We start from the raw sequence: 23,607 nt of genomic DNA, 5'->3' as shown, positions 1-23,607 counted from the left end.
GTCAACCGGCTGAAACACGCCTCCATGCGTATTGCGGCGCTTTACCCGCTGGCTTCGCAGAAGGCTGATAATGAAGCGGCAAGCCGCCTGTATCGCCAATTTTCAGCCGTTTCAAAAGCGTAGGATTGGAAATTTCAAATTCGTCAAAGCCAACCCGCAGCATATGTGGCAATTGATCGACCAACACCTGTCCGACCGCGCGTAACGCCCCTTCGAACCCATGACGGCTTCGCAACAACTCAGCCTTTGAGTAGCTGCGCCCATCGGTGAAAGCTGGAAATGCCAACGCCACCAGCGATACCGCATCAAGCAGATCAACAATCGCGTCCAGTTGATCTCCCGGTTGCAACACGACACCCAGCCTTTCCTTGGCCAAGAGACGTTCCTGCGGATCGAGATCGAGGAACGTCTGCAACGGCACGATAACGCGCCCGTTGCCAGCTAGAGATGAAGCTCCTTCGGCGTATGCCCATTCGTCTTCACGAAAACCTTGTGGTGTCCAAAGCTGGTTTTCACTTCTTTGCAACTGTTCAGACATTGGCTATCCTACTTACAATGATGCGTCGGTAAGCGATCTTTCAAGGCCGGACAGATGGATACCGCATTCGGTCTTGGCATGTCCCGCCCAACGCCCGCTGCGCGCGTCCTGTCCCTGCTCGACAGGCTTGGTGCAAGGCAAACATCCAATCGAAAGATAGCCGTAGGCGACCAGCGGGTTTTTTCGCAACGCATGATCGCGCATGTAATTTGCCTGATCGCTTGTCGTCCAGTTTGCCAACGGGTTGATGCGAATTTGCGAACCAATCGCCTCGAAAACCGGAAGTTTTTCGCGTGTCTTTGCCTGAAAGCGCTTGCGCCCGGTAAACCAGGCGCGAAACGGCGTAACGCCGCGCGCCATCGGCTCCACTTTTCGCACCTCGCAACACGCATCCACATCGGTCTCATGCAATCGGCCTGCCGGGTCGATGCGCTCCAACGCGGTTGCGTCAGGTGTCACGACGCGGATATCGGTCAGCCCGAAATCTGCAGCCAAAGCATCGCGATAGGACAGAGTTTCGTCGAAATGTTTACCCGTTTCGAGAAAAACAACCGGCAATTTGCGGTCAATTCTCGAAATCAGGTGCAAAAGAACCGCAGAATCGGCGCCAAAAGAAGAAACTGTCGCGATTTTTCCGGCAAATAATTCCGTTATGGCTTTCTCGATGATCTCTGACGCAGCCAGATGACCGTAGAGCGCATCCAACCCGGCGGCGACCGCTGCGGCATCGGCTTCATCAGTTGCGCCAACATCAAGCCGCCCTGGCTTCAACTCCATAGAGCACCTCCTTGAATGGTGCTTGCCCAACACGCCGATAAACATCAATGAATCGCTCGGACCGGTCGTTGCGAATGCTCAGATAGGTTTCGATCAATGTCTCGACCGCATCGACAATCTCATCGGGACCGAAGCCGCGCCCGATGATTTCACCAACGCTGGTATTCTCGTCGGCAGAGCCACCCAAGGTGATCTGGTAGAGTTCGGCCCCTTCTTCTCAACTCCGAGAATGCCGATATGGCCGACATGGTGATGACCGCAGGCATTGATGCAGCCCGATATTTTGAGCTTCAATTCGCCAATGTCGCGCTGCCGCTCCAGCGATGCGAAGCGTTGGGCAATCTGCTGTGCTACTGGAATTGAACGGGCATTGGCCAGCGTGCAATAGTCGAGCCCTGGGCACGCGATGATATCGCTGACAAGACCGGCATTGGGCGTCGCCAGATCAATCTCTGCCAACCCATCGAATACGGCTTTCAAATCGGCACGCGCCACATGCGGCAAGACGAGATTTTGCTCATGCGTCACCCGCACTTCGTCATAGCCATACCGTTCCGCAAGATCGGCAACCGCTTCCATCTGGCTGTCGCTCATGTCACCCGGCGTCTCGCCAATGCTTTTCAGTGAGATCGTAACCGCCGCATAGTCGGGATGGCGATGAGTGGTGACATTCTGGTCAAGCCATTCGCCGAACGCACGGGAATCGAGCCGGGCAAGCCGCACTATCTCGTCGCCTTCGGAGCGATCCGCCAAAGCCGGCGGTGCGAAATAAGAGCGGATGGCACTGACATCCTGATCCGGCAGTTTGAGTTCACTTTCCCTCAGCGCCTGCCACTCGGTCTCGATCCATCCCGCCAGTTCTTCTGTTCCCGTCTCATGAACGAGGATCTTGATGCGCGCCTTGTACTTGTTGTCGCGCCGACCATGCAGATTGTAAACGCGCAGGATCGCTGTGGTGTAGGACAACAGATGCTTTTGCGGCAGAAAATCGCGTATCTTCTTGGCAATCATCGGCGTACGGCCAAGCCCGCCTCCGACATAGACGGCAAAGCCGAGTTCGCCCTTTTCATTCTTCTTCAGATGCAGCCCAATGTCATGCGTCTTGATCGCCGCCCGGTCACGCTCGGCACCGGTCACCGCGATCTTGAATTTGCGTGGCAAATAGGAAAACTCGGGGTGTACGGACGACCATTGGCGCAGAATTTCCGCATAGGGACGCGGATCGGCAACCTCATCGGCGGCCGCGCCAGCGAAATGATCGGCGGTCACATTGCGAATGCAATTGCCTGATGTCTGGATGGCATGCATTTCGACGCTGGCAAGGTCGTCAAGGATTGCGGGCACGTCCGAAAGTGCCGGCCAGTGAAACTGGATGTTCTGGCGCGTGGTGAAGTGGCCATAACCCTTGTCATATTTGCGCGCGATATGGGCAAGCATGCGCAACTGGCGCGGATGCAGCGTTCCATAAGGAATGGCGATACGCAGCATATAGGCATGAAGTTGCAGATAGACGCCGTTCATCAGCCTGAGCGGACGAAATTGCTCTTCCGTAATCTCCCCGGCAAGCCGGCGTTCGACCTGATCGCCAAACTGCGCGACACGGGCCTTCACGAACTCATGGTCAAATTCATCATAGCGGTACATCGGCTTGTCTCCGGACGACATCCATGTGCCGCCTGTGTTGGGCGTTTCGCCCGCTCCTGTTTCTATGCTGCTTGTTGAAGGCGGGCCTGCTTGCCAAGGTCGTTGCGAATGGTCGGCCCCGCTGCCCGGATACGTTCACGCAAGCGCACCGGATGAATGACGCCATCAATCAATTCGACGTCGATCAGGCTCACGTCGATGACGACATTGTCGGCGAGTGCGGCATTGCCGATAGCTTCAAGCGTTTCCTGATCGCACTTTTCCTGGGCAACCAAAGCCTTGCCGATCGTCTCGACCCACCGGCCTTCGGCATACCAGACGACCTCACCGTCGCTTAACCGATTTGCGGTCAACAACTTCATGCTTCCACCCTCTCGATCAATTGATGTGATTTGACGTTCCTGCCAACAGCCAATGCTTCGGAATCCTCGAAATTGGCACCCGCCACCGCATCGCCAATAATGGTCATCACCGGACCGGTAATATCCGAGCGGTTTTGAAGCGAGGGAAGATCGGCAAGAGTTCCGTGGAATTTGCGGCGGCTGTGCAGGCTTGCGTTCTCGACCACGCCAACGGCGGTATCAGACGATAATCCCGCTTCGATGAGGCGACCCGCAACTTCCGCCGCAACGGAGCGCCCCATATAGACCGCAACGGTTGCGCCCGAAATGGCCAATCGCGCCCAGTCGGGCAGTGAACGGCCTTTCAAATCATGGCCCGTGGTAAAAACCATTGATGAGCTGACACCGCGCAACGTCAGCGGAAGTTCAAAGTCCGCAGCAGCAGCAAACGCCGCCGTTACTCCCGGAACGACTTCATAAGAGACCCCGGCATCGCGCAATGCTGCCATCTCCTCGCCGGCGCGTCCAAACACCAGGGGATCGCCGCTTTTCAGCCGCACGACGCGCTTGCCTTCGCGACCAAGACGGACCAGCAAATCATTGATCTGTGCCTGCGTCTTGGAATGGCAACCCTTGCGCTTGCCAACCGAAACACGCTCCGCATCGCGACGTCCCATTGCCACAACAGCTTCAGGCACCAGAGCGTCGTAGAGGATAACGTCCGCCTCCATCAAGAGGCGCTGCGCGCGCAATGTCAGAAGATCCTCGGCTCCCGGCCCCGCACCGACTAATGAGACATGGCCACAAGCATTCTCGCTTGCCCGCAGGAGATCAGCCGCAGCATTCTGCGCTTTGACAAGGTGACCGGATTCCATCGCACGCGCTGGCGCACCCGTAAAAAGTTAGTCCAGAATGAACGGCGACGGTTCCCCTTCGGCAACAGGCGTTCGGCCCTCAGACGAAACGAAATTGCAAGCGTCGCCAATGAACCAAGAGAAGGCGACAACATCTGGTCAATACGTGCCCGGATCATCTGGGCAAGGACGGGACCAGCGCCTTCGGTGCCGATGGCAATGGCAACCGGTGCCCGATTGACCAGCGCAGGTGTGAAGAAGTCGCACAATTCAGGCCGATCAACCGCATTGACGGGAATGCCAAGGCGGCGGGCATCCTCAACAACAAGCCGATCCAGCGTCTCCTCACCGCTGGCCGCAAAAACCATGACCGCGCCTTGAAGGTGTTCTGGCGCGTAGCGCGCATCAATATGTGTCGCACCATTGGCAGCAATCCACGTCAGGAGACCGGCATCGGCATCGTCAGCGATAACACGCAACGAAGCTGACGATTGGCCAAGCAACCGCGCTTTGGCCAATGCTTCCTGGCCATTGCCGACAATAGCCACGCAAGCGCCTTCGACCCGCAGGAAAACGGGAAAGGCATTGAGTTTTATCGGTGCAGTCGCCATCACGGTAAAATCCTGAACAAGCAGGTATTTTTAGCCGCGTGAGGAATGAATCAGAAGAAACCCACTCGCGCACCGTCAGTTTGAAGGCAATCGGTTTTCTGAAAGCGGGCGGGCCCGGAGAATAAAAATCCGCAGGCTGAATTCGGTACTCTAAACGTGCTGACCGCCATTGATGTGGATTTCCGAGCCTGTGACGTAGGAAGCCTGCCCTGAGCACAAGAAATAGATGATGTCCGCAATCTCCGCGGTCGCGCCGAGGCGACGCAACGGAATCGTCTCGACAATCTTCTCGGTACCCGGCGAAAGAATTGCCGTATCGATCTCGCCTGGCGCAATAGCGTTCACCCGAATGCCATGCGGCCCGAAATCATGCGCCATTTCACGCGTCAGTGATCCGAGCGCCGCCTTCGACGTGGCATAGGCCGTACCGGCATATGGGTGGACGCGCGTGCCGGCAATCGAGGTGACATTGACGATGGAACCCTTGGCCGTTGCCAATTCCTTGAAAAGGCCGCGTGCGAGCATGATCGGCGCGAAGAAATTGACCTGAAAGACATCGCGCCACATATGCACGGGCGTATCGATTGAGTTCATTCGCTCACCGCTTTCAAGCTTCGGCGAGATGCCCGCATTGTTGACCAGCGCATTGAGCTGCCCGCCATGAGCTTTCAGCCGGTGACGGATTTCCGAAACGGCGACGCCGACATCTTCCTGATCCGCAAGATCGACCTTGATGTGGTCATCCGCACCCGCAGGCCACGGGCAATCGTCCGAGAACGCCTGTCGAGAGCAGGTGATGACACGCCAGCCTTCAAGCGAAAAGCGTTTGACCGTGGCATGACCGATGCCACGGCTGGCACCCGTTAGGACAATAGTTTTTCGTGGATCGGATACAGCAGCCATTCAATGTAACTCCAGCGCCGACATGTAGCCGAACGCGAGCCCGCTGGCGAGCCCTCGATAAAGGGAACTGGAAGATGTCTATTCAACCGCCCGTCAGGAAATCCAGAATGGACTTTTTGCGGGTCTTCAAAGGCCCACCTACGTCACCGGGCGGCACCGGACGCCCGATCGACGCAGTTGACCCATTGTCGCTCGGCATAGCGAGCCGGTCGCCATCATCCCTCTCGGCCACCGACACTTCACGCCCGGATGAGCTGGTTTGAACGTCATTGTTCGAATTCGCAAGGCCAATGGCAGGCCGTGCCCTGGGCTTTGGAACCACCCCCAGCGCGAATGTTCCAGAAGACACGGATTTCCAGGTTCCCGGCAATTGCGCAATCGGGACACCTTCATGGGCTGCAACCATGAATTCGTGCCAGGCCTGGGCAGGCAACGCACCACCTGTGACACGCTTCATTGGTTTGCCGTCATCATTGCCGAACCAGACACCCGTTGTCAGGTTGGCCGTGTAGCCGACGAACCACGCATCGCGCGAATTCTGGCTTGTCCCGGTCTTGCCGGCAGAAGGCCAGGCAAAAGCAGCTTTTCTGGCCGTTCCCATTTCCACAGCCCCCGCCATCATCGAATTCATCATGCCAACGATGTCAGGCTTGACGACGCGCGGCGCGTTTGTCGCGGTATTTTCGTAAAGAACCTTGCCGGAAGTATCCGTTACACGGCGGATGAAATGGATTTCCGGCCGATACCCACCATTGGCGAACGGCACATAGGCTGCCGTCAACTCAAGCGGCGTTACCTCGGACGTACCAAGCGCGATGGAGGTATTGCTTTTCAAGTCCGACTGGATGCCCATACGATGCGCAGCCTCGACAACGGCTTTGGGGCCGACCTCCATCGTCAGTTGTGCCGCGACCGAGTTCAGCGATTTTGCAAGCGCGGTGGCCAGTGTCACCTTGCCATAATATTTGCCGCCATAATTGTCGGGCGTCCAATTGCCGATGCGGATAGGGGCATCGTTGCGCACGCTTTGCGGGGTGCGTCCCGCTTCAAGTGCCGCCATATAAACAAAAGGTTTGAATGCCGAGCCCGGTTGCCGCCGGGCTTCCAAAGCGCGGTCGAACTGGCTGGTGGAATAGTCGTAGCCGCCAACCATGGCTCTGACAGCCCCGGAATTGTCGATCGACACCAGCACACCCTGGCTCACGGCAAGCTTCTTGCCGTTCTTGTCGATGAGGTGTCGGATAGATTTCTCGGCGATCTTTTGCAGCGTCAGGTCAACCGTGGAATCGACAACGATGTCACCTTGCACATCGCCTATAAGGTCGGGCAACTCTTCCATGATCGTATCGGCGACATAGTTTTCCGACCCAGTCCAGTAGGACGGCGCGCGTGTGGCTGGCGCACTCATTGCGCGTGCAAGGTCCTTGCCGTCAATCATGCCCTCCTCGCGCATTGCCGCGAGTACAAGCTGCGAACGTTCTTCCGCAGCCTTGGGGTCACGGGCCGGAGAAAGGCGCGACGGAGCCTTGAGCAACCCCGCGAGCAATGCCGCTTCCGGCAATGACACATCACGCGCGCTTTTGCCGAAATAGCGGCGCGATGCCGCTTCGACACCGTAGGCACCGGAGCCGAAATAGACCCGGTTGAGATACATCGCCAGGATTTGATCCTTGGTGTGCTTGTGCTCCAGCCACAATGCGAGCAGCACTTCCTGCACCTTGCGTTCCAGAGTGCGGTCGGGTTTGAGGAACAGGTTCTTGGCCAGTTGTTGCGTCAGTGTCGAGCCACCTTGCGAAAAGCGCCCGCCAATAATGTTCGCCACCATGGCGCGTGCCAATCCGATCGGGTCAACGCCAAAATGCGAATAGAAACGGCGGTCCTCGATAGCGATGACGGCTTCGGGAATATAGGCTGACATTTCGTTGAGGCTTACAGCCTCACCACCACTCATTCCACGATTGCCGATCAAACGGCCGTCAACCGACACAATCTTGATATTGGGAGCCCTGTTGGGAATGGCCCATGTCGTGGCGGCGGGCATTTTCGCGCCATAGTAAACCACGATACCGGCAGCCGCGATGCCACCCCATATGCTGAAGACGAACCCCCAGTAGAACATTCTGGCAAGGAGGCCGAACAAACCGCGCCTGGTGCGCCCGCGCCGTGAGCCCTTCCTGGCTTTGCTTGATTTACGTCTTGGCGAAACCTTGCGATTGGCGGGCACGACACGGTCCTCCTCTCGCAGCGAAAAGCCTGCCGACATTTGCAGCGGCTCGTCGAAACTGGGCTCAATACGTCTGTTTTTGCCGTTCGCCATGCGTCCGCGCTAGTCTTCCCTGCCGATGGCGTTCCAGTGGAGACTAGATGCGACGATTTAAAGACGAGTTAAATCGTTAGAATGCGTCATAAAATCGGTGGATCATCGCCAGGCCATCGCAAAAATGCCTCTTTTGATCTATCTAACAATCATTGCTGCGTGGAACTTCCCAACACTTTACGCGTTGAGGAAATCATAACCACGCTTCGCAGAGCATGTGGCCAGTTTCGCAAAAATTTGGGAGGACGCGATGAATCGCCTGCAATTCTTCTCGCCTGTACGTGTGGCGCGCGGACAAGGTTGTCCTGCGGAAGAAATCGACTCCGTCGCAGACGCCATGGCGTTTTTACGTGAATGGCCTGTTGGCCGTCGCGGCCCCGTTTACCGCTGCGCGCTCAACTGTTGCGCCGCCGCCGCTGCCGCCCAGATGAGCGCCGAAGAAGCAAGGAAGTCTTTTGCCGGATTTGCCCGTATTACGGGGCTTCTTGTGGAAAGCGGCAGGGTTCCTGTTACCGCCGGGAAAAACAGCATTGCAAACCCGATTGCGCACTGACCCGGTCGCGCGTTGACCGCTTGTGTGCTGATGTTGACAACCGTCTCGCTCAGTTCTGCTGAATCGAGATTCCGCTGTCATTGAGCTTGATTTCGACACCTTCACGCTTGGATTGCTGCTGGTAGACATACAAGCCCAACGCCACGACTGCAGCAATCAGCGCGCCGATGATAAGATAAAGCATGTTTCTGTTCACGGCGCGCTCCGATCTCGATGTTGAGTAATGTTCAGGCTGACTTCCTTGGTAGTCCGTATTCGCTACGAGCTAGATCACAAGGCCAATTGAGCCATATGATTGAGAGCGAAGCGGCTAAAGCCACCGGTCAGATGGAATAACGAAACCCACTCAAATGTCGTCATCGTCACACGACGCTGGTCGCCAACCGGAAGGGGTAATTCGCTTTTGCGTGTCGCCGTCTATATATGCCCACCACCCGGTATCGCTCTCATCCCAATCACCACCGCCTGCCTTTAATCTTTCAAGCGACCGATAGTGAGCAACCGACTCGTTGGTTATGCCTGCACCGTCCGTCCAATAGACGGTCACTTTCGTTCCATCCATTGGCGCAGTTGAAATCGGTTGTCGGGCAGCCATCGTCATCCCCCTTGTCTGAATCCCTCTTGTCTGGCGCCAAATTCAACGCTTTAGCAAAGCGATGGTTCCGCGCATTGATGCACGTCGCGTCTGATGGGATTCATACAGCGCGCAATATGCCTTTATTTTGATGCATGTCGTCACCCCAAAACCGCCACGCACTTTTGGGCGACATGCATCAGCTATGCGCGAAAATATCGACCTCATCCCATCCCATCAGATCGAGTTTCGCCCGCGTCGGCAGGAAGCGAAAACACGCATCAGCCTCCTTGGCGCGGCCATCGCGCGCCAGACGCCCGACTAGTACATCTCGCAAACGGTGTAGATAAAGCACATCAGAGGCGGCATATTCGAGTTGTTCAGGGCTAAGCGTCTCCGCTGCCCAATCTGAAGACTGCTGCACTTTTGAGAGACTGACACCAAGCAACTCGTTGCAAATATCTTTCAGCCCGTGCCGGTCGGTGTAGGTGCGTGTCAGGCGTGAAGCGATCTTGGTGCAAAACACCGGATCGGCCATCACACCAAAGGCATTGTAAAGCACTGCAATATCGAAACGCCCATAGTGAAACAGTTTTGTCACCTTGCGGTTTCTGAGCAGGCTGACGAGGTTTGGAGCCTTTCTTTGCCCCGCCTCGATCTGGATGACATCGGCCGAACCGTCACCGGGCGAAATCTGTACGACACATAGCCGGTCGCGGTGCGGGTTCAGACCAAGCGTTTCCGTGTCGATGGCCACGGCATCGACATCATAGTGGGCAAGGTCAGGCAGATCGTTCTTATGGAAGCGAATATCAGTCATATCTTGATCACCGTGTCAGCGCGTCGAGGATACGCGCCCATGAGCGCTGACCCTTATGGAATGAAGAAAGTTCATACTTTTCGTTGGGAGAATGAATGCGATCATCCGACTGGCCAAAGCCCACCAGCAGCGATTCCATGCCAAGGTAAGTCTGGAAATCTCCAACAATCGGGATCGAACCTCCCATCGCGATCATCACCGCGGGCTTGGGCCACTCATCTGAAAGCGCCTCTTTCGCCTTGGTCAGAAATGGCGAGTCATAGGAAAGCTGAATTGCCGGTGAGCCGCCATGCGGGTGGAACTCGACCGAGCAGTCGGCTGGCAACCGATCCTCGACGAATTTGCGAAACGCCGCCCGGATTTTCTCCGGGTCCTGCTTGTGAACAAGACGAAACGAGACCTTCGCCGACGCCTGTGCCGCAATCACCGTCTTGAACCCCTTGCCGGTATAACCGCCAATGATGCCGTTGAATTCCGCAGTTGGCCGTGCCCAGACAAGTTCCAGAACAGAGCGTCCCTTTTCACCGGCCGGAATGGACAGGCCGATCGGGCCAAGAAAGTCGTCGGCCGTCTCGCCAAGAGACTCCCACGATTTCAAGACTTGCGATGGCGTTTCTTCGACGCCGTCATAAAAGCCTGGAATGGTGACGCCACCATCTTCGTCATGAATGTCGGCAAGGATTTTGGAAAGTATCCTGATCGGATTTGCCGCCGCACCCCGAATTCACCCGAATGCAGGTCGCGATTTGCCGCCTTGATGACGATCTCCTCACCAACCAACCCACGCAACGCGGTCGAGATGGCAGGTGTTTGCCTGTCCCACATGCCGGTATCGCAGACCAGCGCGAAATCGGCCTTCAATTCAGCCGCATTCGCTTCGAGAAACGGTTTCAATGAAGGGGAACCGGATTCTTCTTCACCCTCGAATAAAAGCGTCACCTTGCAGGGCAGTTGGCCGTGCACGTCCTTCCACGCACGGCATGCTTCCACAAAGGTCATCAACTGGCCCTTGTCATCAGCCGACCCGCGTCCGGTGATGATTTTACGGCCCGGTTCGACATCCTTCACTTCAGGCGCGAAGGGGTCATCGTCCCACAATTCCACCGGATCGACGGGCTGCACATCATAGTGGCCGTAAAACAGCAAATGCGGGCTACCTGCGGGGCCATCGTGATGCGCCACCACCATCGGATGACCCGGTGTATCGCGAACGCTTGCGCTGAAGCCAATGGTTTCGAGGTCAGCGACCAACCACTTTGCACCCTTGCGGCACTCATCGGCATAAGCGGGGTCGGTCGAGATCGACTTGATCCTGAGCAGATCGAATAAGCGTTGCAAGCTTTGGTCGAGTGACTGGTCAAGACGGTCGAGAACAGGGGAAACTGCGGACATTCTTTATCAAGGCCTTTCAATTCTGCGGCGGTGCAGACCGTGTGGTGATACTCAAAGAGTCTAAAACAAATCAAGGAAAAGTGGAAACCTGTTTCCATCTGAAATTTCATGAAATCAACGAGATAGAGTGGAAGTGGGTTTCCAGACAAAACCCCGCACAAAAGGAAATACCGCTCCAAGCTTTTTAAATGGCAAAAAAATACCGCCGTGGCGGAGGGGAACCACGGCGGCTTCACTCAAAACGGTGCGGCAGCCCGGAGAGGGGGATAGGCTGCCGCATTGTCCGGTATAGGCGGGGGACGGGCCTTACTCCGGACTTCGGCGAAAATTGCCGATAAACTATATCTGTGGCTGTGAACGTGGCGATTCAAGGGCGTAATAATTACAAGTTTGTAACATACGCGTGAACGGCGCTTCGATGTCAGGATATCAGAGGATCAATATCAGGATTCTGCCTTTGCGATGGACCCCAACGCCTCCTCGCGCTATCCATTCGTCCCATGAAAAAAGGCGATCATCTCTTCCTTGTCGACGGCTCCGGCTACATCTTCCGGGCTTATCACGCACTCCCGCCGCTAACCCGCAAATCGGATGGCATGCCCGTCGGTGCGGTATCGGGCTTCTGCAACATGCTGTGGAAGCTGATGCTGGATGCCAGAAACACCAATGCCGGTGTGGTGCCAACCCATTTTGCGGTCATTTTCGACTACTCCTCCAAGACTTTCCGCAATGAGCTTTATCCTGAATACAAGGCCAACCGTTCGGCCCCACCGGAGGATCTGGTTCCCCAGTTCGGCCTGATCCGGGAAGCCACCCGAGCTTTCAACCTGCCCTGTGTCGAGACGGAGGGCTTCGAGGCCGACGACCTGATCGCCACCTATTGCCGTCTGGCAACAGAAGCGGGCGGCGATGCCACCATCATTTCCTCCGACAAGGATCTGATGCAGTTGGTCGGACCGACCGTTTCCATGTATGACCCGATGAAAGATCGCGAGATCAACATCCCCCAAGTCATTGAAAAATGGGGGGTAGCGCCTGAAAAAATGATCGACCTGCAAGCCTTGACTGGAGATTCGGTCGACAACGTTCCCGGTGTGCCGGGCATCGGTCCGAAAACGGCGGCCCTATTACTTGAGCAATTTGGCGATCTTGAAACGCTTTTGGCTCGCGCCTCCGAGATAAAACAGGAAAAGCGTCGGCAATCGATTATCGATAACGCTGAAAAAGCGCGTATTTCACGCCAATTGGTGACGTTGAAGACAGATGTACCCGTAGCCGACAGTGAAGGGCTTGCCGATTTCGTGCTGCAGCCGCCGGATGGGCCAAAGCTCATCGGTTTCCTGAAAACGATGGAATTTACAACGCTGACACGCCGGGTCGCGGAAGCGACGGAAACCGATGCCGCCAATGTTGACGCAACGCCTGTAGCGATTGAGCGAAACGGCGCAGTGCATGGACCGGATATAGAGGCTGGAGAGACACCCGCTACCACCCCAAATGGGGAAACGAACAATTCACCTGCATCGCAACAGTCGATTTTCCCGCCCGAGGTCGGCAATTCGCCCTCGCAGCTTTCCGCTGCGCGCGCCGAGGCCGCCGTAGCTGCCAAAATTGACACCAGCGCCTATCACTGTATTCGTGACTTGCCGACCTTGCAGGCATGGATTGCCGAGGCCCTTGAAGCTGGTGTTGTGGCCTTTGACACGGAAACAACATCTCTCGACCCTATGCAGGCCGATCTGGTCGGCTTTTCGCTGGCAACCCGCGCAGGTCGGGCAGCCTATGTGCCGCTTGGCCACATGAGCGGGCAAGATGACCTGCTCGGAGGCGGACTGGTAGAAAACCAGATACCCGTTCGTGATGCGCTGGCCGCGCTCAAGCCCCTTCTGGAAGACAGATCCGTCCTCAAGATCGCGCAAAACCTGAAATATGACCTCGTCATCATGAACAGGCATGACATTGACGTCGCGTCCTATGACGACACCATGCTGATTTCCTACGTTCTCGACGCTGGCGTCTCGGGCGGGCATGGCATGGACGCGCTGGCGGACCGGTGGCTCGGCCATGAAACCATACCTTTCAAGGAAGTCGCTGGTTCCGGCAAGAATTTTATCGGGTTCGCCAGAGTCGATATCGAAAAGGCCACCGCCTACGCGGCCGAGGATGCCGACGTGACTTTGCGGCTCTGGCAGGTGCTGAAACCGCGTCTTGCCGCCAAGGGCGTCGTTTCCGTTTATGAACGGTTGGAGCGGCCGCTGGTTTCGGTGCTTGCAAGGATGGAACAGCGCGGCATCTCCGTCGATCGGCAGATATTGTCGAGACTGTCAGGCGAATTGGCCCAGGGTGCTGCACGCCTCGAAGACGAGATTTATCAACTCATCGGCGAGCGCATCAACATCGGCTCTCCCAAGCAACTCGGTGACATATTGTTTGGCCGCATGGGGTTGCCCGGCGGCTCCAAGACCAAGACCGGGCAATGGTCGACGTCGGCGCAATTGCTGGAAGACCTCGCCGCCGAGGGGCACGAATTGCCGCGCAAGATCGTCGACTGGCGCCAGATGACGAAATTGAAATCGACCTACACCGACGCCCTGCCCGGCTTCATCCACCCTGAAACCAGGCGCGTCCACACCTCTTATGCGCTGGCGGCAACGACAACCGGACGACTGTCATCTTCCGATCCCAATTTGCAGAACATCCCGGTGCGCACAACGGAGGGTCGAAAGATCAGGACGGCTTTCGTCGCCGACAAGGGCAACAAGCTGATTTCGGCCGACTACAGCCAGATCGAACTGCGCGTGCTTGCCCATGTTGCCGACATTGCGCAACTCAAACAGGCATTTGCCGATGGCGCCGACATCCACGCCATCACCGCCTCCGAAATGTTCAATGTGCCGGTCGAAGGGATGCCTTCCGAGGTGCGCCGACGCGCCAAGGCGATCAACTTCGGTATCATCTATGGCATCTCGGCCTTCGGCCTTGCCAATCAATTGTCCATCCCGCGCGATGAAGCAGGCGCTTATATCAAGCAGTATTTCGAGCGTTTTCCCGGCATTCGCGATTATATCGACACAACGAAGGCCTATGCCCGTGAACATGGTTTCGTTGAGACCGTGTTTGGCCGGCGCATCCATTACCCGGAAATCAAATCGCCCAATGCCTCGGTACGTGCTTTCAATGAGCGCGCCTCGATCAATGCGCGCCTGCAAGGCACCGCTGCCGATATCATTCGCCGCGCTATGGTGCGAATGGATGGCGCACTCCAGGACGCCGGACTTTCGGCGCGCATGCTGCTGCAAGTCCATGACGAACTTATCTTTGAAACGATCGAGGCCGAGGTTGAAGCGACCATTCCCGTGATACGCGATGTGATGGAAAATGCTGCCATGCCTGCGGTATCGTTGTCCGTCCCCTTGCAAGTCGATGCCCGCGCCGCCGACAATTGGGACGAGGCGCATTGAGACCGACATGCAAGAGCAATTTCAGGAGAAGCGCGCAACGGCGTTGCGGATCGTGCAGGAACCGACAAGTGCTGCACATATTCGCACAAAGTTTCCGTCTTGCTATAGGTCGGCTTTGATGGTCTGCTTCTGGGTGCCGAGGCCCTCGATACCGAGTTCGACCACGTCACCAGATATCAGGTAGCGAGGCGGTTTCATGCCCATACCCACACCGGGAGGTGTGCCGGTGGAGATGATATCGCCAGGGTGCAGGCTCATGAATTGGCTGAGATAGGAAACCAGGTGGGCAACGCCGTAGACCATGGTCTTCGTCGAGCCGTTCTGCATTGCCTGGCCGTTCACGTTCAACCACATTTTCAGCTGTTGCGGATCGGCGATTTCATCTTTCGTCACCAGCCACGGACCGATCGGGCCGAACGTGTCGCAGCTCTTTCCCTTGGTCCATTGGCCTTGCCGCTCAGTCTGAAAGGCGCGCTCCGACACGTCATGGGCAACGCAGTAACCGGCGACATGATCCAGTGCATCAGCTTCGGAAACATATTTGGCCGTCCTACCAATAACGACCCCCAGTTCAACCTCCCAGTCGGTCTTCTCGGATCCGCGCGGGATCACCACGTCGTCATCAGGACCAATGATGGCTGATGATGCCTTCATGAAGATGATCGGCTCGGAAGGCACGCTAGCGCCGGTCTCGGCCGCATGATCGGAATAGTTGAGCCCGATGCAGATGAATTTGCCGACGCCGGCCACGCAAGGACCGAGCCTCGGTGTGCCCGAAACCGCCGGCAATGTCTTCGCATCAAGCTTCGCCAATGTCGCCAGTGACGAGGGGTCAAGTGCGACTCCGCCAATGTCGGCAACATGACCCGAAAGGTCGCGCAGAGCGCCGTTGCTATCGAGAAGGCCGGGTTTTTCCGCTCCCGTCTCGCCATAACGCAATAATTTCATGAAAATTCTCTCCTGATTATCGGCCAAGCGGCCTTATGCAAACCTGCTCGTGCGTGGTGATATATACGTCAAAGGAGCTCCCCTCAGATCGACCAGCCGCCGTCGATATTGTAGGCTTGGCCCGTGGTATAGGTGGCACCTGCCAGATAGACGGCAAGGTCGGCAATCTCCTCCGGTACGCCCAATCGCCCCATTGGCTGGCGTGCAATGAATGCAGCGCGCGCCGTCTCGTAATCTCCCTGCGCACGCATTCGCCCTTCCAGCGAGGGGCTTTCCACCGTACCGGGGCAGATAGCATTGCAGCGTATGCCCTTGCTCACGAAGTCGGCCGCTACCGCTTTGGTCAGGCCGATCACGGCCGCCTTGGTGATCCCATAAGCAAAGCGATTGGGCACGCCCTTCACGCTGCCAGCCACCGAGGACATGTTGATGATGGACCCTTCGCCACGCTCCAGCATTCCCGGTAGCACCGCGCGGATGGTGCGCACCATCGCACGCACATTGAGGTCGAGTGCAAATTCGAGGTCGCCCTCCTGCATCTCAAGGATCGAGCCCGAATGGACGAAGCCCGCACAGTTGAACAAGACATCCACCTGCCCGATAGCGGCGAATGCCGTTGTCACAGCCTGAGCGTCAAGCACATCCAGCCGACTGGCAATGATATCGGGCACTGTTGCCACAAGATCAGCCAAAGCCTTCTCGTTGATGTCAGTGGCGTGCACCTTGGCGCCTGCTGCCGCAAACGCAAGCGCACTCGCCCGGCCAATCCCCTGTCCTGCCGCTGTCACAACGACAATTTTGCCCGCAAGTGTACTCATGACACCATGATCTCCTTTGTCAGTTTTCAGGTGAGCCGGTCGCGCCGGCAACACTCTATGCGGAAATATTGTCTGCCAGAAAGAATTTTCCACGCCAATCCATTGTGTGGATAACAGTGACGCCTGCTCCAAGGCAGGCAGTTCCACTCCACAGGCATTAGAGCACCCTGACTTGTGGGTAGCCGTGGCAATTTGCATGGCCATATGCAACGGTGACGCCTACCCGGCCTTTGAATTCATGCAAGAATTTGCGAATATCTGCGGCCGACTTCCTGAAATTCATCCGGTTTTTCACTACAACACAAGCCATTCCTTCAGTTGCAGCCATCGCTGGTTCGCACAAGCGAAGAGGCCTCACTTTGTCACGCACCTTCAATAATTCGCTTGACGGGCGGAATGGTTGTGGCATGTTCACTTGAGGGAAAAAAATGCAACTACCTGGAAACATCTGACAGGCGCGCTTTGACATGGGCCGTCGATGCGGCGGCACCAGATGAATCTGACGAAAATCGGGGAGGATTACCAATGAGCAGTATCGCGGATGCGATTCCGGCGACGTCCGGGCACCAACTTCAAAGGACGATTGATTGGCGTGGAGCGTTCTGGGTAGCGAGCGGAGTGCCAGCACTCGTTCTCTTTTCCATCGGTGGCATTGCTGGCACCGTCGGCATTCCTGCCTATGTCATCTGGATCGTGTCGGTTGTCTTCGGTCTCATTCAGGCATGTACCTACGCAGAAATCGCCGGCCTCTTTCCCAGTAAATCCGGCGGCGCTTCTGTCTATGGCGCAACAGCATGGTTGCGCTATTCAAAATTCATCGCGCCGCTCTCCGTCTGGTGCAACTGGCTGGCATGGACCCCGGTGCTATCGTTGGGTTGCTCCATTGCGGCGGCATATCTCCTCAATGTGTTCGCGCCAATTCCGGGCTTTTCCGACACGTCTCCTGAAGTTGTCGCATGGCTTGCCGACCCCGCCAATGCGGGCAAAGCCGCTGCCGACGCCGTTGCCGCACTGACCGCAGCAGGAACGCCTGCCATACGCGACTGGACGCTGTATAGCGGCTCGCTTGGTCCCGTCCATTTCTCATTCAATGCCGTCTTCATGATTGGCGTGGTACTGATGCTCATCACCTTTGCCATCCAGCATCGGGGCATTTTGAGCACAGCCAACGTCCAGAAATATATTGGCCTGGCAGTCATCATTCCGATGCTGATCGTCGGCATCGTTCCCATCATCACCGGCCAGATCAACTGGGACAATTACACACCATTTGTCCCGCTTGCCGAAGCCTATGCGCGCGCGCCCGGCGAATGGAACATCTCCGGCTGGACCTTGGTATTTGGCGGAATGTTCATCGCCGCATGGTCGGCTTATGCATTTGAAACCTCGATCTGTTTCACCAGCGAATTCAAGGATCCGGGCCGCGATACGGTCCGGGCAATTCTTTATTCGGGGCTTCTGTGCCTGCTGCTTTATACACTCGTGCCTTTCACCTTCCAGGGTGTCCTCGGTCTTGAAGGCATGCTTTCGGACTCTATCGTCGACGGTTCGGGTGTCGGTCAGGCCATGGCCCAAATGGTCGGTGGCTCAGGCTTCGTCACAACGATCATGATCATGTTGATGATCCTGGCTCTCATGCTGGCCATCAATACGGCCATGGCCGGGTCTTCCCGCACCTTGTATCAAGGTTCGGTCGACGGTTGGTTGCCGCGCTATCTTACGCATGTAAACGAGCATGGCGCGCCAACCAGGGCTATGTGGACCGACCTCGTTTTCAATCTCGGCATTCTGGCTATCGCCTGTGCCGACGCTGGGAGCTTCTTCTTCATCCTTGCCGTGTCGAATTGCGGTTACATCATATTCAATTTTCTGAACCTCAATGCCGGCTGGATTCATCGCATCGACAATGGCCATATTGCGCGGCCATGGCGCGCACCCACCATCCTGATCGCTATCGGCTGCATGCTCTCCTTCGTCAATGCCATGTTCATGGGCGCCGGCGCAAAGGTCTGGAATCCGTGGGCGCTATGGGCAGGCCTGATTGCCGCATCATTGATCATCCCGGTATTCTGCTTCCGGCACTATGTGCAGGATCGTGGAAGGTTCCCGGTTCACATGCTCGACGATCTCGGCATCACGCAAGACGAATTGCGCAACCGCAAGGCTGGCATGTTGCCTTACCTCACACTGGCAGCGGGCTTTGCCGTCGTGCTTCTGGCCAACTGGATCTTCGTCTTGTAGCAGCGCTCGTTCCCTCAAAGCCATACAACCCCTCTTGTGGCTTTCACTACCCCCGCCTCATCTGGCGGGGGTAGTTGTTTTTACGGGCGTAAATTGGCCTCGCCGCCTCCGCACTCCACAGCTTGGAGAGGGCACCTCTCCTTTTAAAGCACATCGCGTCTAAAGGGATTCATGCAGGGTGCTTTAAGCCCTTGTTTTTGTGCATGTCGTTGTCTGAAAAACCGCTGCACACTTTTGGGCGACAGGCACTAACTGGAAAAGCGAATTCGACCGATATCGGTACAATCGTAACCGGTAAGCTCTGTCGCCTGTGCTTTGACCAGACCGCGCGACATGAAGGTCAAAAGTGATTGGAGCGGAGCTTGAAAATATGTCCGCTGGCGCATCAGGAGATCAAAATCCTCCCAGACAAGCGGGACAAAATCCAGCCTTGCCGCCAGAGCCGCCGAGCGGGTTGCGATGCCACAATCGGCCTTGCCCGTCTCGACAGCGGCAGCAAGATCGCGCCCGCTTGGACAAGGTGGATCAAGCCGTCGCAACTCTCCATGATTTGCCGATATCCGCTTGAGAAGTACATCCAGAAGCATCCGCGCACCCGCACCCGGTTGCCGCACTGCCATCCTGGCCCCCGTAGTGAGCACATCGACAAGACTATGCAACTGTTGAGGGTTTCCCGGAGGCAGTAACAAGCCTTGTTCACGCCTGGCAAACGCAACCAGCACCGCGTCATGAAGTTTCGGCATCGCACGCACCGCAGCAATGTTGGCGCTGTCTTGCCGTTCCTCGCAACTGTCATCTGCGTGGAAATGGATTGCCGCCGCAGCAACCTCACCACGCAACAAGCGCCCTACCCCGCTTTCGGTTCCCTCGGTCAATGAAGCGAGACCAGAACCGGATTGGCGCAAACTCCATTCCAGCAAATCGTCCTGACTGCCGCCAACGATTGGCGGCGCATCAGCCGACATCATTCCCATCGGCTGCATCAATCCCGATAGCACCCAACGGTCGAGTTCATGGCGCGGAAATAGCCACTTGCCCGTCGCCTTGCTGCACGGGACCGCGTTGTTTGCCACAAGCTCGTAAAGCTTGCGCTCTCCAAGCCGCAAATAGTCGGCCGCTTCCGCTGTTGTCAGTAGTTCCATACCTGCATTTACTTGCATATAATGCTCTAGAATTCAAACATTGACACATACGGAATTGTTGCAAAAAAGGGCGATTGTTCGGAGAACATGATGCCCAACGGCTTGAATGCATGGCAACTCATTGCAAGCGGCGACGCGACACTTTTCGCGATCGTTCGCCTATCTCTCTTCGTCAGCCTCTCGGCTGTAGCGATTGCCGTCGTCGTTGGATTGCCGCTTGGCGCATTACTGGCTTTGACGCGCTTTCGCGGGCGAACCTTCCTGATCGTCCTCATCAACGGCTTCATGGGCTTGCCGCCGGTGGTCGTCGGATTGACGGTCTATTTGCTTCTGTCGCGTTCAGGCCCATTTGGCACCTTCGGCATTCTCTTTACGCCGCTTGCCATGATCATCGCCCAGGCGCTTCTGGTCATTCCGATCATTGCTGCCTTGACGCGCCAGACGGTCGAAGACCTGTGGAGCGAATATCGCGACGAACTGACCGCGATGGGTGTCGGACCTGCCAGACGCGTAGCGACCCTGTTGATGGACAGCCGTTACAGCCTGATTACCACCTTGCTTGCAGGCTTTGGCCGGGCCGCGGCCGAAGTCGGCACCGTTATGATCGTCGGTGGAAATATTGACGGCTTCACCCGCACCATGACCACCGCCATCGCCCTCGAAACCTCAAAAGGCGATCTGCCGCTGGCGATGGGCCTGGGCATCATTCTCATAAGCCTCATCTTGACGATCAATGCTGCGGCCTGGGGCGTGCGGATGTGGTCCGAGCAACGGGCGGGCGGATGATGCGCGCACCTTCAAGCGACCTCCCGCTTGTCCTCGACCGCGTTTCCCTCACCGTCAATGCAACGACATTGCTCGATCAATTGAGCTTCGAGATAACATCGGGAACGCCGACCCTGATCGTCGGCCCGAATGGCGCCGGGAAAACGTCGCTGCTACGCCTGTGCATGGGGCTTGTCGTACCGTCTCAAGGGCGCATTACTTGGGGTGGCCGCAACGATTCGGCCATGACGCGCCGCGCCATGCTGTTCCAGAAGCCGGTCATGCTGGCGCGCTCAGCCGCTGCCAATGTCGCCTACGGGCTGGCGCAAGCGGCGTGCCCGCGCCACTTGCGCGCAGCACGGATAGAGGAGCTGCTGGAGCGTGTCGGTCTTCAACATCTGGCATCACGACCAGCCCGTTGCCTGTCCGGTGGCGAACAGCGACGGCTTGCACTGGCACGCGCACTGGCACGCAACCCTGAAGTGCTTTTGCTTGATGAGCCGACAGCCAATCTCGATCCCGCAGCTACACGCAGCGTTGAAGAGATCATCCTCGCCGCCGCCCAGACCGGAATCAAGATTGTCATGGCCTCCCACGATCTCGGGCAGGTCCGCCGTATCGCCGACGATATCGTCTTTCTGGTTCGGGGAAACCTGTGCGAGAGGGCCAGCACCGAAGACTTCTTTGAACGGCCCACAACACCGGAAGCCGCGGCGTTCATACGCGGTAATTTAGTCATCTGATTGTCTGCAAATGGAGTGCAAAATGCTGAACCGCCGACTCTTTTCCACCATCACCGCCCTTGCCTTTCTCACCTTTGGCAGTGTGACCGCCTTTGCGGCCGAAAATTCGATCATTGTGTCCTCAACCACATCCACGCAGGATTCCGGACTGTTCGGCCACATCCTGCCGCTGTTCAAGGAAAAGACAGGCATCGACGTCAAGGTGATCGCGCAAGGCACCGGCAAGGCGCTCGATACCGGACGACGTGGTGATGCCGACGTTGTCTTCGTTCATGCAAAGGCTCAGGAGGAAAAATTCCTTACCGAGGGATTTGGCGTCAAGCGCTACGACGTCATGTACAATGATTTCGTTCTGATCGGCCCAAAGTCCGACCCCGCTGGCGTCAAGGGAAACAGTGACATTGCCGCCGCACTTGTCGCGATAAGTAAAAAGCCACACCCTTTGTGTCACGAGGCGACAGATCAGGCACCCATTCGGCTGAACTCAGGCTCTGGAAGGCCGCTGGCGTTGCCGTCGATCCAGCGCCGGGCGAATGGTACCGCGCAATCGGGCAAGGCATGGGGGCCGCACTCAACACAGCAAGTTCGATGAATGCCTACGTCTTGTCGGACAGGGGCACATGGCTGGCCTTCAAAAATCGCGGTGACCTTGAAATCATGGTGCAGGGCGACAAGCGCCTGTTCAATCAATATGGTGTAATGCTCGTCAATCCTGAGAAATTCCCCAATGTTAAGGCAAAGCTTGGGCAGGAATTTATCGACTGGCTGATCTCGGATGAGGGTCAGCAGGCAATTGATGCTTACAAGATCGACGGTCAGCAACTGTTCTTCGGCAATGCCGAAAAGTCGCGTTCCTGATCCCACGATCGCCATACAAATCCACGAAAAATGAAAGCTGGCTTTCCGCCCCGGTTTACCCAACGCACAAACCGGGGCGACTTGCCGGCTCAATCGGCCCGGTTCAATCGGCGATAACACGGTGCGAAGACCGGTTGCAAAGCTGAACGCAACCGGCCATTCATCTCCCATGATGATTGCACACCCATCAATCGACGTCCTGACAAGCCTGACCAAGGTTGTTGAGGCGCTGTTCGACCACCTTTCACCGGTGGCCCCAATGAATGTGCCGCTAGCGGAGGCAACCGGATTGGTGGCCGCCGAAATGGCACCTTTGGCCGCGCCTGTGCCGGCTTTCGATACGGCGGCAATTGATGGTTATGCCTTTCATGCCAACGCCCTTGCCGGAGCTTCTTCTTATTCGCCCATTCCCCTGACTGGCGCGCCGTTGTGGGTGGAAACGGGTGAGCGCATGCCTGACGGTTGCGACTGCGTGATCGAGACGACACAGGTCGAATTTACCGGGCCGATTGTTCAGGTGCTTGCCGATGCCATTCCCGGACAAGGTATACGCCGCACCGGCGAAGACATCCCCGCCGGACGCTCCATTATCAAGCGCGGACAACGCCTGACCAGCCTCGACCTGCTTGTCGCGCGCGGTGCCGGACTGGACCATGTCGCGGTAAAACGCCCTCTGGTGCGCCTGATTGATGTAGCCGCCCCCGATGAATGCCAGACAACCACGCATCTCATTGCGGCAAGTCTGCAATCCGATGGTGCGCATCTCATCGCCAACCAGCACGTAGCGCGCGATGGAGATTTACTTGCCGCCGCACTGGAAGGCGAGCCGTGCGATCTGTTCGTCTTGGTAGGCGGCACTGGTGACGGGCGCACGGACATAGCCGCAGTGGGACTTGGCGCACGCGGCAAACTTGTGGCACACGGCATCGCGCTTCGACCGGGCAGAACAACTGCCATTGCCAAGATTGGGGACATTTCAGCCATCGCCTTGCCGGGCACACCCGGACAAGCTCTTGGTGCTTATCTGGCAATTGTCCAGCCGGTTATCGACCACTTATCTGGACGGCTCACCCGAAACAAAACGGTGCTGCCATTGGCGAGAAAAATCTCATCGGCCATTGGCATTGCTGAAACCGTCCTCCTTCAGCAGAAGGACGAAACATGGGTGCCCCTTGCAATCGGCACCATTTCGCTGGAACACATCGCACTTGCCGATGCTTGGCTCACCATTTCTGACAACAGCGAAGGCTATCCCGCAGGCACGCCTATAGGTGCCCTGCCCCTTCGCGATATCGGCTGAACTCGAC

The 23,607-nt window shown here is 56.9% G+C and carries 18 protein-coding genes and 3 pseudogenes; 7 read left to right on the top strand and 14 right to left on the bottom strand.

What is annotated here, in order from left to right; translation table 11 throughout:
* Position 1: 1 nt before the first annotated feature.
* From AC0L7S_RS11285 to AC0L7S_RS11255, 7 genes and pseudogenes are all read right to left on the bottom strand, one after another.
* Positions 2–538, bottom strand: coding sequence for a DUF934 domain-containing protein (locus tag AC0L7S_RS11285; RefSeq protein WP_473470979.1), 537 nt, complete (start codon positions 536–538; stop codon positions 2–4).
* 12 nt (positions 539–550) lie between these two features.
* Positions 551–1,315: a phosphoadenylyl-sulfate reductase gene (locus AC0L7S_RS11280; RefSeq protein ID WP_473470978.1), complete on the bottom strand. Its 765-nt coding sequence runs from the start codon at positions 1,313–1,315 to the stop codon at positions 551–553.
* 93 nt (positions 1,316–1,408) lie between these two features.
* Entirely contained in the window at positions 1,409–2,959 is a 1,551-nt protein-coding gene (locus AC0L7S_RS11275) for a nitrite/sulfite reductase (protein WP_473474268.1), read from the bottom strand.
* Between the two features lie 62 nt (positions 2,960–3,021).
* Positions 3,022–3,321 carry a DUF2849 domain-containing protein gene (locus tag AC0L7S_RS11270; RefSeq protein WP_473470976.1) on the bottom strand — a complete coding sequence of 100 codons (300 nt, stop codon included), beginning with the start codon at positions 3,319–3,321 and terminating at the stop codon, positions 3,022–3,024.
* Positions 3,318–4,765 (bottom strand): annotated as a pseudogene (gene cysG, locus AC0L7S_RS11265) (siroheme synthase CysG). Before cysG ends, AC0L7S_RS11270 begins: the two are co-directional and overlap by 4 nt.
* 150 nt (positions 4,766–4,915) lie before the next feature.
* Entirely contained in the window at positions 4,916–5,668 is a 753-nt protein-coding gene (locus tag AC0L7S_RS11260; protein ID WP_473470975.1) for an SDR family NAD(P)-dependent oxidoreductase, read from the bottom strand.
* Between the two features lie 82 nt (positions 5,669–5,750).
* Positions 5,751–7,985 carry a transglycosylase domain-containing protein gene (locus AC0L7S_RS11255; protein ID WP_473470974.1) on the bottom strand — a complete coding sequence of 745 codons (2,235 nt, stop codon included), beginning with the start codon at positions 7,983–7,985 and terminating at the stop codon, positions 5,751–5,753.
* Between the two features lie 250 nt (positions 7,986–8,235).
* Between AC0L7S_RS11255 and AC0L7S_RS11250 the strand changes: the two genes are divergently transcribed.
* Positions 8,236–8,538 carry a DUF982 domain-containing protein gene (locus AC0L7S_RS11250; RefSeq protein ID WP_473470972.1) on the top strand — a complete coding sequence of 101 codons (303 nt, stop codon included), beginning with the start codon at positions 8,236–8,238 and terminating at the stop codon, positions 8,536–8,538.
* Between the two features lie 49 nt (positions 8,539–8,587).
* Here the strand turns inward: AC0L7S_RS11250 and AC0L7S_RS11245 are convergent, their stop codons facing one another.
* The 4 genes and pseudogenes from AC0L7S_RS11245 to AC0L7S_RS11230 form a co-directional block, all read right to left on the bottom strand.
* A complete protein-coding gene (locus AC0L7S_RS11245) occupies positions 8,588–8,734 on the bottom strand; it encodes a hypothetical protein (protein WP_473470970.1) in 147 nt (48 codons plus the stop codon).
* 150 nt (positions 8,735–8,884) lie between these two features.
* The gene (locus tag AC0L7S_RS11240; RefSeq protein ID WP_473470969.1) at positions 8,885–9,133 is read right to left on the bottom strand and encodes a hypothetical protein; all 249 of its coding nucleotides are present in this window, start codon (positions 9,131–9,133) and stop codon (positions 8,885–8,887) included.
* A 178-nt stretch (positions 9,134–9,311) separates the two neighbouring features.
* Entirely contained in the window at positions 9,312–9,932 is a 621-nt protein-coding gene (locus tag AC0L7S_RS11235) for a ribonuclease D (protein WP_473470967.1), read from the bottom strand.
* A gap of 7 nt (positions 9,933–9,939) precedes the next feature.
* Positions 9,940–11,324, bottom strand: a pseudogene (locus AC0L7S_RS11230) (M20/M25/M40 family metallo-hydrolase).
* A 500-nt stretch (positions 11,325–11,824) separates the two neighbouring features.
* On the opposite strand from AC0L7S_RS11230, the gene polA reads away from it, so the two are divergent.
* Positions 11,825–14,785: a DNA polymerase I gene (gene polA, locus AC0L7S_RS11225; RefSeq protein ID WP_473470966.1), complete on the top strand. Its 2,961-nt coding sequence runs from the start codon at positions 11,825–11,827 to the stop codon at positions 14,783–14,785.
* Positions 14,786–14,887: 102 nt separating this feature from the next.
* Here polA and AC0L7S_RS11220 read toward each other — a convergent pair whose 3' ends face one another.
* Together AC0L7S_RS11220 and AC0L7S_RS11215 are read right to left on the bottom strand one after the other, a co-directional pair.
* Positions 14,888–15,733 carry a fumarylacetoacetate hydrolase family protein gene (locus AC0L7S_RS11220; protein ID WP_473470965.1) on the bottom strand — a complete coding sequence of 282 codons (846 nt, stop codon included), beginning with the start codon at positions 15,731–15,733 and terminating at the stop codon, positions 14,888–14,890.
* Positions 15,734–15,816: 83 nt separating this feature from the next.
* Positions 15,817–16,551 carry an SDR family oxidoreductase gene (locus tag AC0L7S_RS11215; RefSeq protein ID WP_473470964.1) on the bottom strand — a complete coding sequence of 245 codons (735 nt, stop codon included), beginning with the start codon at positions 16,549–16,551 and terminating at the stop codon, positions 15,817–15,819.
* A gap of 525 nt (positions 16,552–17,076) precedes the next feature.
* On the opposite strand from AC0L7S_RS11215, the gene AC0L7S_RS11210 reads away from it, so the two are divergent.
* Positions 17,077–18,792, top strand: coding sequence for an APC family permease (locus tag AC0L7S_RS11210; RefSeq protein WP_473470963.1), 1,716 nt, complete (start codon positions 17,077–17,079; stop codon positions 18,790–18,792).
* Between the two features lie 248 nt (positions 18,793–19,040).
* Here AC0L7S_RS11210 and AC0L7S_RS11205 read toward each other — a convergent pair whose 3' ends face one another.
* The gene (locus tag AC0L7S_RS11205) at positions 19,041–19,934 is read right to left on the bottom strand and encodes a substrate-binding domain-containing protein (protein ID WP_473474267.1); all 894 of its coding nucleotides are present in this window, start codon (positions 19,932–19,934) and stop codon (positions 19,041–19,043) included.
* Between the two features lie 90 nt (positions 19,935–20,024).
* Here AC0L7S_RS11205 and AC0L7S_RS11200 point away from each other — a divergent pair, with 90 nt between their 5' ends.
* From AC0L7S_RS11200 to AC0L7S_RS11185, 4 genes and pseudogenes are all read left to right on the top strand, one after another.
* Positions 20,025–20,720: an ABC transporter permease gene (locus tag AC0L7S_RS11200; RefSeq protein WP_473474266.1), complete on the top strand. Its 696-nt coding sequence runs from the start codon at positions 20,025–20,027 to the stop codon at positions 20,718–20,720.
* Positions 20,720–21,442: an ATP-binding cassette domain-containing protein gene (locus AC0L7S_RS11195; protein WP_473474265.1), complete on the top strand. Its 723-nt coding sequence runs from the start codon at positions 20,720–20,722 to the stop codon at positions 21,440–21,442. Before AC0L7S_RS11200 ends, AC0L7S_RS11195 begins: the two co-directional genes overlap by 1 nt.
* A gap of 22 nt (positions 21,443–21,464) precedes the next feature.
* Positions 21,465–22,300 (top strand): annotated as a pseudogene (locus AC0L7S_RS11190) (ABC transporter substrate-binding protein).
* Between the two features lie 169 nt (positions 22,301–22,469).
* Positions 22,470–23,600 carry a molybdopterin-binding protein gene (locus tag AC0L7S_RS11185; protein WP_473470962.1) on the top strand — a complete coding sequence of 377 codons (1,131 nt, stop codon included), beginning with the start codon at positions 22,470–22,472 and terminating at the stop codon, positions 23,598–23,600.
* Positions 23,601–23,607 lie beyond the last annotated feature (7 nt).

This window comes from Mesorhizobium sp. G2-6-1 (assembly GCF_055809095.1).
Note: the sequence above shows the minus strand (reverse complement) of the source record. Positions and strands in the feature narration are given on the sequence as shown.